This window comes from Sphingomonas sp. (genome assembly GCF_003248515.1).
In the GTDB taxonomy this organism is placed as follows: domain Bacteria; phylum Pseudomonadota; class Alphaproteobacteria; order Sphingomonadales; family Sphingomonadaceae; genus Sphingomonas_I.
Map to the genome: position 1 here is coordinate 49,457 of NZ_QFOB01000002.1, position 15,535 is coordinate 64,991.

Here is a 15,535-nt window from a genome sequence, read left to right on the forward strand (position 1 = left end):
ATTTCGGGCCGTGAACGGGAACGTCCGGCACCATGCCCCGGTCCGCCTCTAGCCTCGCCATCCTAATTTTGTCTTCCGTCATATTGTGGATATCTCTTCCCGCGATCCGCCGCATACCGCAAGCGTTTACGCATTTCCGGATCGCGTCCGGGCGCTCAGGCAACGGCCACGGGGATGGGAGCCGGTTCCTCGCGCCGGATCTGCGGCGGCCGCGCCACCGCCGCGCGCCGCGTGCCGAGCGCCGACGAAATCGCCATGACGATGTAGAAGATCATGCTGCCCTTGCCGCCGAAACCGGACGTGAAGGCGGTGACGGCCGTGAACAGGGAAACGGCGAACACCACGGCGCCCACCTGCACCAGGCCGGGCGTTTTCTGCAGTCTTTTGCGGATGGCGAGCATCCTGAGGGCCGTGCCGAAAAAGCAGACGATCATGATGATGATGCCGCCGATTCCCGCCGTGAGGCCGTAGAAGACATAGGCGTTGACGAAATCGATGATTCCTTCGCCCTGCCGGATGTCCGCCAGCGCGATCTTGGCCTCGGCCGAGCTCGTCCCTGTCCACGGATGCTTGCGTATCTCCTCCATCCCGCGCCGGAGGAGCAGCGCGCGATAATCGGTCGAATCGACAGAGGAGCCGGAAACACCGAGCCGATCCGCGAGTCGCGGCGAGAATTGGGCGGCCGAAAGGGCCATGAGCCCAAGGCCGACGATCCCCGCAAGCTTCACGATCATCGCGCCGTAGCGCTTCCGGTAGAAATCATAAGCGAGCACGCCCAGCACCAGCGAAAGGATCGCGGAACGCGCATTGGCGGCATAGAGGCCGGCCAGCATCACCATCAGCCCGATGAGGCGGGACTGCCGGTTCTTGAAGATATCGTGCGAGGCGAGCATGGCGAGGAAGGCGATTGCGAGGAAGAGCCCGAAGCTCGTCGATTCCTCGAAGGAGGTGGAGGCGCGCAGGCTGCCCGCGCGCTGCTTGCTGTAGGCGCTGATGCCGACGACCGACCCCAGATGCTGCGAGATCAGATCATAGGGCAGGAACTTGAAGCGCAGCTCATAGACCGCCTCGCACGACAGGACGAAGCCGGCAAAGGCGATGGTGAACATCAGCCGGCGAATGTCGCTTGGCTGCCGCAGCGAGCGGCTGACGACGAAATAGGGCAGGATCAGCACGACCACGGTGCCGAAAAGCGAGCGCAGCGTGCTCGTCACGTTCATGCCACGCGCCTGAATCAGTTCCAGCGTGATGATGAGCACGAAGAACAGATCGAACCAGCCGACAGGCAGGCGCGCGCGCGACCGGCGGATCTGGACGGCGATGATGAGGCCGATGCCCGCGAACAGCCATTTGTCGAACGTGAGCAGATACATCGAGCCGAGATTCATCTCGAGCTGCGCCGTCGGTGTCATCAGCACCGTCAGCACATAAAGGCACGCCGCCTCCGCCGTGGTGCGGGACAAAGTGGGGATGAGGATGCAGATCAGCGCCCAGTAAAGCCAGATCGACGGGAACAGCACGCCCGTCACGAACAGGCCCACCGTGATCGGCAGCAGGCGCTGCATGATCCAGTTCGCTTCGGACTTGTGCACCAGCTTCGTGAAAGCGAATCCGTAGATCGTCAGGAGCGTGCCGATCTTTATCGAAATCCAGATCAACGAAAACATAAGCGCCCCATCGACGGCAACATGACAACCCGCCGCGCGGCCGGCTTAGCAGCGCCCCTCCGCCATGGCGAGCATGCGCGACGGGCGGCTGCGATTGATTCCGCTCCTAGATCCCCCATCTTAACGAACCATTCGAGAGGAGACCGGCGGTGGCCGAACAAGTCGCGACATTGGCAGGCGGGTGTTTCTGGTGCGTGGAAGCGGTGTTCAACGATGTCGCCGGCGTGTCCCACGTCGAAAGCGGCTATATCGGCGGCGGCCTTCCGAACCCGACCTACAAGCAGGTATGCGGCGGCGATACCGGCCATGCCGAGGCGATCCGGGTGCGCTTCGATCCGGACGTGATCGATTATGCGACGCTGCTCGACATTTTCTTCCACACCCATGATCCGACGCAGCTCAACCGGCAGGGCAACGATATCGGCACCCAATATCGATCGGCCATCTTCCCCCATTCGCCCGAGCAGGAAGCCGAGGCGAAGGCCGCGAAGGAGCGTGCCCAGCCCGACTGGCCCGCGCCGATCGTGACGACGATCGAGCCGGACGCGCCCTGGTATCCGGCCGAGGATTATCATCAGGCCTATTGGGAGAGCGAAGGCCAGCGCAATCCCTATTGCCTCGCCACGATCCCGCCCAAGCTGGCGAAGCTTCGCAAAAGCTATCAGGCGCGGCTGAAGGCCGGCGCGGCGGCCTGAGGCGCCCCGGCGCTAAATCCGGGGGGCGGCGGCCCGGCGCAGGCGATCGTTGATCGCCAGACCAAGCCCCTCATCCGGGATCGGCGCCACGGCGATATGCTCCACGCCGGCCGCGTCGGCCTCGTGGAGCAGATCGAACAGGCGGGCGGCCGCCTCCGCCGGATTCCCCGCCGGCGAGAGCGAGCGATCGCCCGCCACCGGGCCGAACCCGATCAGCCATTCGCCCGCGCGTCGCTCCGTGGCGTTCAGCCGAACCGGCGCGGCCGGGGCATAATGGCTGGCCAGCTGGCCGGGGGCCTGGATCGTGCCATTGTCATCCGTCGCGACATCCAGCCCCGTCGCGCCCGCCAGCGCTGCGGGATCGATCGGGCCGGGCCGAAGCAGCCGCAGCGCACCGCCGACGACGGCGACGATCGTCGATTCGAGCCCAAGCCCCGTCGCACCCGCATCGATCACGAGCGGGATCCGTCCCGCCAGCGAGCGCAGGACATGATCCGCGCGCGTGGGGCTGATCGTCCCGCTGGCATTGGCGGAAGGTGCGGCCAGCGGGCGACCCGATTCCAGGAGCAGCGCCCGCATCGCCGGGTGCGCCGGCACGCGCAGCGCGATCGTCGGCAGGCCCGCCGTCACCAGCGCGGCAATCCCCGCATCGGCACGAAGGGGTGCCACGATCGTGAGCGGCCCCGGCCAGAAAGCGCGCGCCAGCGCCTTTCCGGCATCGCCCAGATCGGCCAGCGCCTCCGCCGCCGCGACATCGGGCACATGCACGATCAGCGGATTGAAGGAAGGCCGCCCCTTGGCCGCATAGATGCGCGCGACCGCCGCCGCGTCGGTCGCGTCGGCGGCAAGGCCATAGACCGTCTCGGTGGGCACGGCGACGGGCTCGCCCGCGCGGATCAGCGCGGCGGCCTCAGCGATCGCAGCAGGGGAGAAAGGCAGACGGCGGGTCACGCGGGGCCGGTATCAGCCCGGCGGCACGGCAGGCAAGCGGGCCGGCCTCAGGCCGGCAGGCGATCCAGCAATTCGGCCGGATCGAGATCGAGCCGCCGGATCCGCTCGGCCACCTCCGGCCATTCCTCCTCGAGGAAATGCGCGCGCGCGGCCAAGCGCAGCCGATCAGCCGCGCCTTCGACCACGAACATGCCAACGCCACGCCGCACGACGACGATCCCGTCTTCCTGGAAGGTCTGATAGGCCTTGGCCACCGTCAGCGGATTGGCGCCATGCTCGGCCGCGAGCGCACGGACCGAAGGAAGGGCATCCCCCTCCGCGATGCGCCCATCGAGAATCATCGCGATCACATGATCGCGCAGGCGGAGATAGACAGGGCGGTCTGCGGTCGACATTTGCGTTATGCTGTCGTAACACAGCATGGCGCGAGTGGCAACCACTAACCGTCGCGTTATGTCAGCGGCCCTGCCATATTCCGACGACGGCATCGCGATCCGGCCGCGGGCGCTCCTCCAGCTCCCTCGTCGGTGTGCCGATGAAGAGGAAACCGGCGATGCGCGCATCGCGCCCGCCGCCAAAGGCCGCGCAAACCCTTTCGGAAAAGGCCGCCCAGGTGGTGAGCCAATTGGCGACGAAGCCCTCGGCATGGGCGGCGATCAGGAGATTCTGGCAGGCGGCTCCTGCCGAAAGCTCCTGCTCCCAGATCGGAATCTGGCTGGCATGCGCGGGCGTGGAAAGCGCGACGATCAGGCAGGGCGCCTGGTGCGCGAACTGCTCCACGGCCTCACGCGCCATCTTGCCGACCGTTTCCGCCTGCGCGGCATAGGCTTCGTGCAGCAGGGCGGCGAAATCCGCCCGCTTCTCCTGCGGCACGATCACGAAGCGCCAGGGCGCGAGCTTGCCATGATCGGGAACGCGCGTGGCGGCGGCGAGGATACGATCGAGCTGTGCCGCATCCGGCCCCGGAGCGGCCAGATCGCGGGCCTTGCCCGAGCGACGCGTGGCGAGCAGGGCGATCGTGGAGGAGAGATCGTTGAACATCGGCTGTGGCTAACAGGCCACCGCCCGGCCAACAATCGCCTGCGGGATTTGCGGCGGACGATTTCGCGACTAGGCTCACGCCATTCGGCCGGGGCCACCCCGGCACGCCGCATTTTGCAGAAAAGGGTCTTATGGAGACCGCCACCGATTCCTCGCGGGCACAGCCCGACATCAGCCACGTCAATCCGGCCGACGCAGACGTCTGGTTCGGCCATCCCCGCCAGCTCGCGCGATTGTTCACCACCGAGATGTGGGAACGCTTCGGCTATTACGGCATCCGCGCGCTGCTCGTCGTCTATCTCACCAAATTCTATCTGTTCGACGATGTCGCCGCGGGTGGCCTCTACGGTGCCTTCATCGGCCTTGCCTATCTCACGCCCGTCATCGGCGGCCTGATCGCGGATCGCATTCTGGGATCCAAGGGCGCCGTGAAGCTCGGCGCGATCATCATGTCGGTCGGCTATCTCGGCCTGTGCTTCGGGGGAGAGCAGGCGAAGCCGGTCTTCATCCATGGCGGGCAGACCTACGCGGTGCAGGTGTCCACCGCCGTCAGCGGCCGCGAGGAACAATATGTCGTCACGTCCGCCGGCAATTTCGCGATCCGCGGACAAGCGGACGGATCGATCCGCCTGGAAGGCGCGACCGGGCAGCCCCTGCCGCCCGTGATCGCCAAGGGCGATTACCGGACGGACGGCGTGCGCAGTCCCTTCTGGATTTCGCTCATGCTGCTTTCCATGTCGCTCATCATCGTGGGCAACGGGCTGTTCAAGCCGAACATCTCCACGATGGTCGGCTCCCTCTATCCGCCGGGGGATCGCAGGCGCGATGCGGGCTTCACCATCTTCTACATGGGCATCAATCTCGGCTCGATCGGCAGCCAGCTGATCGCGCCGCTGCTGGCGCGCGCGCTCGGCTGGTGGGCGGGCTTCGGGCTCGTCGCGGTGGGCATGGTCGTGGCGTGGAGCCTGTTCCAGTTCGATAAGGGGAAGCTTGCCGGCTATGGCGAGCGCCCCGCTTCCTCCACGCCGCGCGCGCGCCTGCTCAGCTATGTCGCGCTGGCGGCGGCGGTGCCCGTCTCCTGGCTGCTCCTGAACAACACGCTGACCTCCGCCGCCGCGGCGAGCGAGGCGGCGGCGGCCGGCTCCGGCGTGATCGGCTATCTCGCCGCGCTGCCGCTGCTGGGCAAGGCGCTGCTCACCTGTTTCGCCGCCGCCGCGATCGGCATGCCCATCTGGGCGTTCCGCGCGGGATCCCGCGCCGAATTCCAGATGATGCTGGTCGCCTCCATCCTGATCGTGATGTCCGTCGTCTTCTGGACGTTGTTCGAGCTGGCGGGATCGGCCCTCACCCTGTTCGCGGAGCGATCGGTCGATCGCTCCATCTTCGGGTGGGACATGCCGGGCGGATCGGTGCAGGTGTTCAATCCGATCTTCATCGTCACCCTCGCGCCCGTCATGGCCGCCTTGTGGGTGTGGCTCGGCAAGCGACGCGCGGAGCCATCCATCCCGGTGAAGTTCGCGATCGGCCTGACCCTGGTGGGTCTCGGCTTTCTCGTCCTGCCGGTGGGGGCGCTGTTTGCCGACGGGCAATATCGTGTCGCGCTGATCTGGATGGTGATCCTGTATCTGCTTCACTCGATCGGCGAATTGTGCCTGTCGCCGGTGGGCCTCTCGATGATCACGAAGCTGTCGATCGCGCGGGTCGTGGGCATGATGATGGGGGTCTGGTTCCTCTCCATCTCCATGGCCAATTATGCGGGCGGCCTCATCACGCAGCTGACCTCCGTCTCCACGGTCGGCGGCGAGGTCACCAATCCGAAGCTGGCGCTGGACACCTATCTCCACACCTTCACGATCATCGGCATCGCGGCGGTGGCGATCGGCATCGGGCTCCTGCTGGTTTCGCCCCTGCTGAAAAAGTGGATGCACGGCGTGCAGTAAGGCCATCGGCGGAGGGCTGCCCGACATGACGCGCACCCGCGTCCTGCGCTAAGCCCTCCGCACAGAGTTTCACCGGAAGATCATCATGTCCCGCAAATATTTCGGCACAGACGGCATACGCGGCCGCACCAACGAAGGCGCGATGACCGCCGAGATCGCGATGCGAGTCGGCCAGGCGGCCGGCGCGCACTTCATGCGCGGCACGCATCGCCATCGCGTGCTGATCGGCAAGGATACGCGCCTTTCCGGCTATATGATGGAAAGCGCGCTGACGGCCGGTTTCACCAGTGTCGGCATGGATGTGGTGCTGGTCGGCCCCATGCCCACGCCCGCCGTGGCGATGCTGACGCGATCGATGCGCGCGGACATTGGCGTGATGATCTCCGCCAGCCACAATCCTTTCGCGGACAATGGCATCAAGCTGTTCGGCCCGGACGGCTACAAGCTTTCCGACGATACCGAGGCCGCGATCGAGCGCGCGATCGACGGGCGCGTGGCCCTCCCGCCCGCCGAGCAGATCGGCCGCGCGCGCCGGATCGAGGATGCACAGGGGCGCTATATCGCGGCGGCGAAATCCACCTTCCCCGATCATCTGCGGCTCGATGGCCTGCGCGTCGTGCTCGATTGCGCGAATGGCGCCGCCTACAAGGTCGCGCCTGATGCGCTGTGGGAACTGGGCGCGGACGTCATCACGCTCGGCGTCTCGCCCAACGGCACCAACATCAACGATCATGTCGGCTCCACCGACCCGAGTGCCGTGCAGGCCAAAGTGCTGGAGACGCGCGCGGACATCGGCATCGCGCTGGACGGCGATGCCGATCGCCTGATCGTGGTGGACGATCGCGGCCAGGTGGTCGACGGCGATCAGTTGATGGCGCTGATCGCCGGATCGCAGGCGCGCGCCGGCGCGCTCAAGGGTGACGGGATCGTCGCCACCGTCATGTCCAATCTCGGGCTGGAGCGCTTCCTGTGGGGCCAGGGCATCGCGCTCCATCGGACGCCGGTGGGCGATCGCTACGTGGTCGAGGCGATGCGGGCGGGCGGCTACAATGTCGGCGGCGAGCAATCGGGCCATATCGTGCTGGCCGATCATGCCACCACGGGCGACGGGCTGATCGCGGCGCTGCAGGTGCTGGCCGAACTGGTTTCCTCCGGCAAGCCCGCGCATCGCCTGCTGCGCCAGTTCGATCCCCTGCCCCAATTGCTCAAGAATGTGCGCTTCACCGGCGGCCAGCCGCTGGAGGACGGGAAGGTGAAAGCGGCGATCGCGGATGCGGAGAGGCGCCTCGACGGCACCGGCCGACTCGTGATCCGCAAATCCGGCACCGAGCCGCTGATCCGCGTGATGGCCGAGGGCGAGGATGCGAAGCTCGTCGGCGAAGTCGTGGACAGCATCTGCGACGCGGTGCGCAAGGCGGCGTGATCCCGCGTATCCTCTCGATCGCTGGCTCTGATTCGGGCGGCGGCGCCGGCATCCAGGCGGACATCAAGACGATCACGATGCTGGGCGGCCATGCGCTGACCGCCATCACCGCCATCACCGCGCAGAATACGCGGGGCGTGACAGACGTGCTGCCCGTGCCGGCCGAAATCGTGCTGGCACAGATCGATGCGGTCGTCTCCGACATCGGCGTGGACGCGATCAAGATCGGGATGATCGGATCGCCTGAGGTGGCGAATGCCGTGGCAGACAGGCTGGAGGCGCTGTTCCGAGGCCGGGAGATCGTGCCGGTCGTGTTCGATCCGGTGATGATCGCATCCAGCGGTGCCGTGCTGGCGGACGCAGCCACGATCGCCGCCTTCGGCCGGCTGATGCGCCTTTCCGTGCTGGTGACGCCCAACCTGCCCGAACTGGCGGCGCTGGCAGGGGCGGAGGCGCTGCCCGACGAAGGCGCGCAGGTGGCGGCTGCGATCGGGCTGGTGCGCGATCATCAGGCGGCCTTTCTGGTGAAGGGTGGCCATGCGGAAGGCCCACGCCTTACGGATCGGCTCGTCGGCTGGAACGGCACGGTCGCCGAATGGAGCGGCGATCGGATCGAGACACGCCATACGCACGGAACGGGCTGCACCCTTTCCAGCGCGATCGCGACCGGGCTGGGCGCTGGGCTGGAGCCGGAGGCGGCGATCACCCGCGCGCGCTTCTATGTGCGCTCGGCGATCGAGGCCGCACCGGGGCTGGGCGCCGGCCACGGCCCGATGGGGCATGGCCTCGGCCGCGAACATTTTCGGGGCAAGGCTCCACTGGTGATCTGAATTTCGCGCGCGCCTTTCCCCAACCCCATGCGGTTCGAACGCGTCGGGAAGCGAACGGATTGCGAAGGGGAGCGCCGTTACAGAAACCCCCGCAACCCGATCCACGCACCCCGCTTCGCCGCCCTCGTCATCCCCGCATGCGCCGCGCTGGACGAGGGCAGATCCATCAGCGCCACCCCGCTCACGCCGGCGAGTTGCCTGCGCCCGTGCCGCGCCGAGGTGGCCCCATTGAACGCCACCGCGCGCAGATCCGGCAGGCCGCCCACGAACGCCGCCAGATCGCGCACCTCCGCATCGCGGATCGCCTGATCGAGGCTTCCTTCCCGCCGCGCGCTGGCGATCACATCCCACAGGCCGATCCGATTCGCCTGCAACCGATCCAGCCTTGCTTCATAAGGAAAATCGGGCAGCGGCTCGCCCAGCACCTCGCCCATCAGCCACCAGAAGGCGTTGGTGGGATGCGCATAATAGCGCCCCTGCCGCAGCGATTCCTCGCCCGGCAGGCTGCCGAGGATCAGCAGCCGCGCATCGGACGAGATGCTGGGCGGAAAGGCGCTCTTGATTGTCATGGCCGTATCCGCCGGTGCATAGAGCAAGCGGACCTGCCGGGGAGCCCCATGCGCCGCCTGATTTTCGCCCTGCTCCTGCTGTTCGGCCTCGCGGAAGCCGCAACGGCCGAAGCGCCGCTGGTGCTGGCGGCCGCGAGCCTGCAGGAATCGCTCAATGCCGTGTCGGATGCGTGGACAAAGGCCGGGCACGAGCGCCCGGTCCTTTCCTTCGCCGCCTCCTCGGCGCTCGCCCGGCAGATCGCGGCGGGCGCGCCCGCCGATCTCTTCATCTCGGCCGACGAACCGTGGATGGATTATGTCGAGCAGCGCAAGCTCGTCACGCCCGGCAGCCGCGTGGCGCTTCTCACCAACGCGCTGGTGCTGATCGCACCGGCCGGCCCCACCCGCCCCATGCCAATCCGCAAGGGCTTTCCGCTGGCCATCGCCCTCGGCCGCGAGAAGCTGGCCATGGCCGATCCCGATGCGGTGCCGGCCGGCCTCTACGGACGCGAGGCGCTGACCAGGCTGGGCATATGGGCCGCGATATCCCCCAAGGTGGCGCGGGCCGAGAATGTACGCGCGGCGCTGGCACTGGTGGAGCGCGGCGAGGCGCCCTACGGCATCGTCTATCGCACCGATGCCATGGCCTCCCCCGCCGTGAAGGTGGTCGGCACCTTCCCCGATGAGAGCCATGCGCCGATCATCTATCCGGCGGCGCTGTTGACGGGCGCGAAGAGCGCCGACGCCCCTGCCTTCCTGCGCTTCCTCGGCTCGGCACAGGCCAAGGCGATCTTCCGCCGCTACGGCTTCGGCACGCGATGACGCCCGCATGAGCGGCGAGGATTGGGGAATCGTCCTCCTCTCGCTGAAGGTCGCGATCGTCGCGGTGCTGCTGGTTCTGCCCTTCGCCTTCGGGCTGGCGTGGCTGCTCGCACGGCGGCGCTTTCCCGGACGGATCGTGGTGGATGCGCTCGTCCATCTGCCGCTGGTGCTGCCTCCGGTCGTCACCGGCTGGATCCTGTTACTGCTGTTCGGGCGGATGGGGCCGATCGGCGGCTGGCTGGATCGCTGGTTCGGCGTGACCGTGATGTTCCGCTGGACGGGCGCGGTGATTGCCGCCGCCGTGATGGCGCTGCCGCTGATGGTGCGCGCGATCCGCCTTTCGATCGAGGCGGTGGACGTGCGGCTGGAAGAGGCCGCGCGGACTCTGGGCGCGAGCAGGGCCAGGGTCTTCCGCACGATCAGCCTGCCGCTCGCCTTGCCCGGCATCCTCGCCGCGCTGGTGCTGGGCTTCGCGCGATCGCTGGGCGAATTCGGCGCCACGATCAGCTTCGTTTCCAACATTCCGGGCGAGACGAGCACGCTGCCCATCGCCATCTATGCGGCGATGCAGGTGCCGGGTGGCGAGGCGCGCGTGGTGCGGCTGGCGATCATCTCCGTGATCCTGTCGCTCGGCGCGCTGATCGCGTCGGAATGGATGATCCGCCGTTCGGGGCCGCGCGCCCATGTCCTTTGACGTCGATGTCGCGCGGCGGATCGGCGAGGCGGACGTGCGCCTCGCTTTCTCGTCCGGGCCGGGGCTTACGGCCGTGTTCGGGCCTTCGGGCTGCGGCAAGACGAGCCTGCTCAATATGGTGGCCGGGCTGCTGAAGCCCGATGCGGGCCGGATCATCGTGGCGGGTGAGACTCTGTTTGGCGACGGAATCGATCTGCAGCCCGAGGCCCGGCGCGCGGGCTATGTTTTTCAGGATCGCAGGCTTTTCCCGCATATGAGCGTCCGGGCGAACCTCGCCTACGGCGCAAGGGAGGGGGCCGCGCTGATGTCGCTTCGGGAGGCGGCCGTCTTTCTGGGCATCGCCCACCTGCTCGATCGCAAACCCGCGACATTATCCGGCGGCGAGGCGCAGCGCGTGGCGATCGGGCGCGCCCTGCTTTCCGCGCCGCGCTTCCTGCTGATGGATGAGCCGCTGGTGGCGCTGGATCGGGCGAGAGCCGAGGAGATCATGGGTCTGATCGAACGGATCCGCGACGAGATGGGCCTGCCGATCCTCTATGTCAGCCACTCGCACAGCGAGGTGGAAAGGCTGGCGACCCATGTGGTGGAGGTGGCGCGGTAAAGCCGAGGCACGCCGCGCTTTCACGCGCACGGTGCGAAAATCACTCCGAAGCCGTGCCCGCCCCCACATAATCGCGCCACAGCATGATGAGCACGGCCATCGTCGCGGGGCCGACGAACAGGCCAAGCAGGCCGAGCATCTCCACCCCGCCCAATATGCCGATCAGCACCAGCAGGAAGGGCAGCCGCGTGGCGCCTCCGATCAGGACGGGGCGGATGAAGTGATCGGCCACGAACACCACCGCCATGCCGATCGCAAAGACGATCACCGCGGCGCCCACCGCGCCCTTCCCCACGAGCAGGCCGCCCGCGATGAGGAACAAGACGGCCGCGCCGAACGGGATCATCGCCGCCACCGCCGTGATCGAGCCCAGCAGCAGCGGATGCGGCACGCCGGCGGCGAGATACACGATCGCCATCACCGCGCCCTCGCCGATGCCCACCAGCACGAGCCCGTCGATCGTGCCGCGCACCGACAGGATCACCTGCCCGCCCAGCCTTTGCCCGGCGGGGCCGAGCAGCCGATCGCCGGCCCTGGCGAACTGAGCGACGATCACATCGCGATCACGCAGCACGAAGAAGAGCGCCAGCAGCGTGAAGCCGAAGATCACGCCGCGCAGGATCAGCCCCTTGCCCAGCAACTGGGACTGTTCCAGCAGCATGCCGCTGCGCAGCCGGTGAAGCTGCTGGCCGGCGCCTTCGGGCGTGGCGAGATTATCGTGCCACCAGGCGGCGACCTGATCGGAAAAGAGCGGCAGGCGCGTGAGCCATTCCGGCTCCGGCATGCCATTTTCCTGCGCATCGGCGAGCCAGGCGAAGAGATATTTGGCCTCGCGCGCCGCCTCCACCGCGCCCATCGCGAGCGGCACGAGCACGAGGAGCGCGATCAGCGTGGTCGCGACGAGCGGCAGGAAGAGATTGCGCGCCCAGGGCCAGCGGATCTCGGCACGGCGGTATAGCGGATCGATCGCGATCGCGATGATCGCGGCCCAGACGAGCGCGGGCAGGAACGTGCCCCCGATCCACAGGCCCAGCACGACCAGCGCGATGGACAGCACCACCTTGGCGATACGGTGGAGCCGCGCAAAATCGGCCGGCTCGCTCATCGCGCCGCGGCGGCCATCTCGCGATTGCGGAGGATCGCGGCATCGATCGTATCGCGCATCAACGCCCGCAGCGCGCTGGGCTCGTCCAATATGTCGAGGCCGGCGCGCGTGCTGCCGCCCTTGCTGGCGACGCGATCGGCCAGAGCGGCGGGGCTTTCTTTCGCGCCTTCCGCCAGCAGGGCCGCGCCCGTGACGGTGGCGAGCGCGAGGCGCGCGGCCTGATCGGCATCCAGCCCGGCATCGGCACCGGCGGCCGCCAGCGCATCAACGAAACGAAACAGGAAGGCGGGGCCGGAGCCGGCCAGCGCGGTCACGACGTCGAACAGGCTTTCATCGACCCATTCGACGCGGCCGAGCGGCGCCATCAGAGACTCCGCACGCGCGCGGCCGGCATGATCCAGCCCCTCGCCATGGAGCGCGATCACGCCGCGCCCGATCGCGATCGGCGTGTTGGGCATGGCCCGCAGCACCGCGCGGGGATTGGGAAAACGGCGGCGCAGCGCGTCTGTCTCGACGCCCGCGAGAATCGAGACCAGCAATGTCTCGCGCTCCAGCAGCGGCGCGAAGGCGGGCGCCACCAGATCCAGCATCTGCGGCTTGACCGCCAGCACGACGAGCGCCGGCACCGCGCCATCGGGCGGCGGCGCGGTGAGCACCGTCACGCCCGGCGCGACCGGCTCGGCCGACTTGCGGATCACCGTGACGCGGGCGGGATCCAGCCCCTCGTCCAGCCAGCGGCCGAGCATCGCGCCGCCCATATTGCCGCAGCCGATGAACCAGATCGGCCCCTCGATCGGAAAGGCCATGGCGCCCTATGCCTCGCCGTGCGTCTCGATCAGCGCGGCGGCGATCGCTTCGGAGGGAGATTTGCCGCCCCACAGCACGAACTGGAAGACGGGATAGAAACGCTCGCATTCCTCGATCGCGGCCTCGATCAGCGTTTCGCACTGATCGATCGAAAGCGCCGCCTCGTTCGACATGTCGAGCAGGGCGCCGTGGCGGAACAGCAGGATGCCGCTGGCCGACCACAACTCGAAATGGCCGATCCAAAGCTGCTCGTTGACCAGCCCGATCGTCTCGTAAAGCTGGCCACGGCGATCGGCGGGCACGCGGATATCAGGCAGCGCCAGGATCTGGAGAACCCGATCCTCCTCACGCCACACGCCGCGCAGCTCATATTTCGCCCAGCTGCCCTGCACGTTGGCGATCAGCTCGTCCTCGCCGAGCCGCTCGAACGTCCAGCCATGCGCCTCGCAATATTGTTCGAGCGTATCGATCGGGGCGCCGCCGTCGCGATCCGCCTCATATTCGTCCGCCAGCATCGTCATCCCGCCCTCCGGTTCCGCCGAGGGTTAGCGGCCGCCCGCACCAGCGCAAGCACGCCCACGCATATAGGGGCATAAAGCTGTGGATAGGTTTAGGAATCAATCCTGAATGGGAGGTGGATTGTCCGCTGCCTTGCCACGCGATTTCGGCGCCGGCGCGGATGCAGCCTTGAGCGCTGCGATCTCGGCACGAAGCGCCTCCACCTCGTCACGAGCGGCCGCCGCCATCGCCTTCACCGCATCGAATTCCTCACGCGCGACGAAATCCATGCCGCCGAGCCAGCCCTTCAGCTTCTCGCGCGCGCCGGCCTCGCCCTCGCGCGCCATGCCCGCGAAGGTGCCGGCGACGCCATTCGCCATCTTCACGAAATCCTCGAACAGGCGATTTTCGGTCTGCATCGAAAGCTCCTTTATCGGGCGCTAGATGGGAGAGGAACCGGGCCGCCGCAACCAGAGTCTTTCGGCGGGCGCCACACAGGGGCCTGCGCGGCACCATCCCCCGCCGCTATCCTGTGGAGTTTCCCTTCCCCGCCCGTGCCGGCATGGTGAAGGGCAGGCCCATCATCTCCGCGCCGCCATCAGGAATTCGACATTGCCTTCGGGCCCGGTGATCGGGCTGGGCTCGATGCCCTCCACCGTCCAGCCGCGCCCCTCGATCCAGGCGCGCGCCTCCGCGCAGACGCGGGCGTGAACCGCCGGATCGCGCACCACACCGCCCTTGCCCACCTCGTCGCGCCCCGCCTCGAACTGGGGCTTGATGAGGGCGACAAGGCGCGCATCCGGGCCAGCGAAATCCAGCGGGCGATCCAGCACCTTGGTCAGCGCGATGAAGCTCGCATCGCAGACGATGATGTCGATCGGCTCGGGCACCTGCGCCTCCGTCAGCGCGCGGGCATTGGTCTTTTCGTGAACGATCACGCGATCATCCTGGCGAAGCTTCCAGGCAAGCTGGTTCGTGCCGACATCGATCGCATAGACGCGCGCCGCCCCCCGCGTGAGCAGCACATCCGTAAAGCCGCCGGTGGAGGAGCCCACATCCATCGCCACCGCGCCCGCGACATCCCAGCCGAAGAAGGCAAGCGCATGATCCAGCTTGATGCCGCCGCGCGACACCCAGGGATGATCGCGCCCGCGCACATCCAGCACCACATCCGCGGCGATCGCCTCGCCCGCTTTGGCCACCTTGCGATCGCCGGCATAGACGAGGCCGGCGAGGATCAGCGCCTGCGCCCGCGCGCGGCTTTCGACGAGGCCGCGATCGACGAGAAGCTGGTCCGCACGGGATTTTCTGGATGGAATGCTCACGGGAGCCGGTAATAGTCCGCGACCCGATCGAGCGCCATCAGCAGCACGAGCTTGCCCGCACGCCGGGGCCAACCGAGCGCGCTTTCGGCCGCCTCCAGCCCAGCGCCATCGCACACGACCCGCCAGAGAATATCCGACAGGCCCTTGCCCGCCGCCTCGATCGCCTCGTCGAAACGGCGCTTTGCGGCGATACCCGCCAGCGTGGGATCGAGCGGGGCGCCGGCGCCCCGCGTGCCGCGCGCCGGATGGGGATCCCAGCGCATCGTGACGCGCGACCCCAACTGCGCGATCGTCCAGTCCGCACGCAGCCGCTCGCCCGCATCGAACTGGCGCGTGGAGACGAGGCCGCGCGCATGAAGCCAGCCGAGCGGCGATTCGGCGAGATTCACCGTCACGCTGCGTGTCGGGCGCGCCGCGCGCGATGCAGCCGAATTTGAGGAAGCGGCGTGGGTAGAGCCGGAATCGCGCCCGGCACGGATGCCGTCCACAGGCGCTGCCAGGGGGCGTTCCACGAGCAGGCGGCCGGGATGGCGGACATGGGATTCGGGCGTCGTCATGGCGTGCTCCTCCGCTTCGCCGATTCGCTTG

18 protein-coding genes are annotated in these 15,535 nt (G+C 67.8%); 7 read left to right on the forward strand and 11 right to left on the reverse strand.

What is annotated here, in order from left to right; genetic code table 11:
* Positions 1-155 precede the first annotated feature (155 nt).
* The gene (locus DI605_RS03345) at positions 156-1,667 is read right to left on the reverse strand and encodes an O-antigen ligase (protein WP_293969025.1); all 1,512 of its coding nucleotides are present in this window, start codon (positions 1,665-1,667) and stop codon (positions 156-158) included.
* A 149-nt stretch (positions 1,668-1,816) separates the two neighbouring features.
* Here DI605_RS03345 and msrA point away from each other — a divergent pair, with 149 nt between their 5' ends.
* A complete protein-coding gene (msrA, locus tag DI605_RS03350) occupies positions 1,817-2,362 on the forward strand; it encodes a peptide-methionine (S)-S-oxide reductase MsrA (RefSeq protein WP_293969028.1) in 546 nt (181 codons plus the stop codon).
* Between the two features lie 12 nt (positions 2,363-2,374).
* Here msrA and DI605_RS03355 read toward each other — a convergent pair whose 3' ends face one another.
* From DI605_RS03355 to DI605_RS03365, 3 genes are all read right to left on the reverse strand, one after another.
* Positions 2,375-3,313 carry an L-threonylcarbamoyladenylate synthase gene (locus DI605_RS03355; RefSeq protein WP_293969031.1) on the reverse strand — a complete coding sequence of 313 codons (939 nt, stop codon included), beginning with the start codon at positions 3,311-3,313 and terminating at the stop codon, positions 2,375-2,377.
* A 47-nt stretch (positions 3,314-3,360) separates the two neighbouring features.
* Positions 3,361-3,708: a GntR family transcriptional regulator gene (locus DI605_RS03360; RefSeq protein WP_293969034.1), complete on the reverse strand. Its 348-nt coding sequence runs from the start codon at positions 3,706-3,708 to the stop codon at positions 3,361-3,363.
* Between the two features lie 61 nt (positions 3,709-3,769).
* Positions 3,770-4,354: a nitroreductase gene (locus tag DI605_RS03365; protein ID WP_293969037.1), complete on the reverse strand. Its 585-nt coding sequence runs from the start codon at positions 4,352-4,354 to the stop codon at positions 3,770-3,772.
* Positions 4,355-4,485: 131 nt separating this feature from the next.
* On the opposite strand from DI605_RS03365, the gene DI605_RS03370 reads away from it, so the two are divergent.
* The 3 genes from DI605_RS03370 (at position 4,486) to thiD (ending at position 8,547) form a co-directional block, all read left to right on the forward strand.
* Complete coding sequence (locus DI605_RS03370; RefSeq protein WP_293969040.1) at positions 4,486-6,294, forward strand: peptide MFS transporter; 1,809 nt, start codon at positions 4,486-4,488, stop codon at positions 6,292-6,294.
* A gap of 85 nt (positions 6,295-6,379) precedes the next feature.
* Complete coding sequence (gene glmM / locus DI605_RS03375; protein ID WP_293969043.1) at positions 6,380-7,717, forward strand: phosphoglucosamine mutase; 1,338 nt, start codon at positions 6,380-6,382, stop codon at positions 7,715-7,717.
* The gene (thiD, locus tag DI605_RS03380) at positions 7,714-8,547 is read left to right on the forward strand and encodes a bifunctional hydroxymethylpyrimidine kinase/phosphomethylpyrimidine kinase (protein WP_293969046.1); all 834 of its coding nucleotides are present in this window, start codon (positions 7,714-7,716) and stop codon (positions 8,545-8,547) included. The genes glmM and thiD overlap by 4 nt, the downstream gene beginning before the upstream one ends.
* 77 nt (positions 8,548-8,624) lie before the next feature.
* Here the strand turns inward: thiD and DI605_RS03385 are convergent, their stop codons facing one another.
* A complete protein-coding gene (locus DI605_RS03385; RefSeq protein ID WP_293969049.1) occupies positions 8,625-9,116 on the reverse strand; it encodes a DNA-deoxyinosine glycosylase in 492 nt (163 codons plus the stop codon).
* 48 nt (positions 9,117-9,164) lie between these two features.
* On the opposite strand from DI605_RS03385, the gene modA reads away from it, so the two are divergent.
* Genes modA through DI605_RS03400 form a run of 3 tightly spaced genes read left to right on the forward strand, consistent with a single transcriptional unit; the run spans position 9,165 to position 11,212 of the window.
* Entirely contained in the window at positions 9,165-9,917 is a 753-nt protein-coding gene (modA, locus tag DI605_RS03390) for a molybdate ABC transporter substrate-binding protein (RefSeq protein ID WP_293969052.1), read from the forward strand.
* A 7-nt stretch (positions 9,918-9,924) separates the two neighbouring features.
* Positions 9,925-10,611 (forward strand): molybdate ABC transporter permease subunit, encoded by a 687-nt coding sequence (gene modB, locus DI605_RS03395; protein WP_293969055.1) that lies wholly within the window; start codon positions 9,925-9,927, stop codon positions 10,609-10,611.
* A complete protein-coding gene (locus DI605_RS03400; RefSeq protein WP_293969058.1) occupies positions 10,601-11,212 on the forward strand; it encodes an ATP-binding cassette domain-containing protein in 612 nt (203 codons plus the stop codon). Before modB ends, DI605_RS03400 begins: the two co-directional genes overlap by 11 nt.
* A 40-nt stretch (positions 11,213-11,252) precedes the next feature.
* On the opposite strand, the gene DI605_RS03405 is transcribed toward DI605_RS03400, so the two are convergent.
* The 6 genes from DI605_RS03405 to DI605_RS03430 all read right to left on the reverse strand — a co-directional run bounded on the left by DI605_RS03405 (position 11,253) and on the right by DI605_RS03430 (position 15,504).
* A complete protein-coding gene (locus DI605_RS03405) occupies positions 11,253-12,317 on the reverse strand; it encodes an AI-2E family transporter (protein ID WP_293969061.1) in 1,065 nt (354 codons plus the stop codon).
* Complete coding sequence (gene proC, locus DI605_RS03410) at positions 12,314-13,123, reverse strand: pyrroline-5-carboxylate reductase (RefSeq protein WP_293969064.1); 810 nt, start codon at positions 13,121-13,123, stop codon at positions 12,314-12,316. The genes DI605_RS03405 and proC overlap by 4 nt, the downstream gene beginning before the upstream one ends.
* A 6-nt stretch (positions 13,124-13,129) precedes the next feature.
* Positions 13,130-13,639 carry a YbjN domain-containing protein gene (locus DI605_RS03415; protein WP_293970131.1) on the reverse strand — a complete coding sequence of 170 codons (510 nt, stop codon included), beginning with the start codon at positions 13,637-13,639 and terminating at the stop codon, positions 13,130-13,132.
* 102 nt (positions 13,640-13,741) lie between these two features.
* The gene (locus DI605_RS03420) at positions 13,742-14,041 is read right to left on the reverse strand and encodes an accessory factor UbiK family protein (RefSeq protein ID WP_293969067.1); all 300 of its coding nucleotides are present in this window, start codon (positions 14,039-14,041) and stop codon (positions 13,742-13,744) included.
* 162 nt (positions 14,042-14,203) lie between these two features.
* Positions 14,204-14,947 (reverse strand): TlyA family RNA methyltransferase, encoded by a 744-nt coding sequence (locus DI605_RS03425; protein WP_293969070.1) that lies wholly within the window; start codon positions 14,945-14,947, stop codon positions 14,204-14,206.
* Positions 14,944-15,504 carry a DUF6456 domain-containing protein gene (locus DI605_RS03430; RefSeq protein ID WP_293969073.1) on the reverse strand — a complete coding sequence of 187 codons (561 nt, stop codon included), beginning with the start codon at positions 15,502-15,504 and terminating at the stop codon, positions 14,944-14,946. Before DI605_RS03430 ends, DI605_RS03425 begins: the two co-directional genes overlap by 4 nt.
* Between the last annotated feature and the right edge of the window lie 31 nt (positions 15,505-15,535).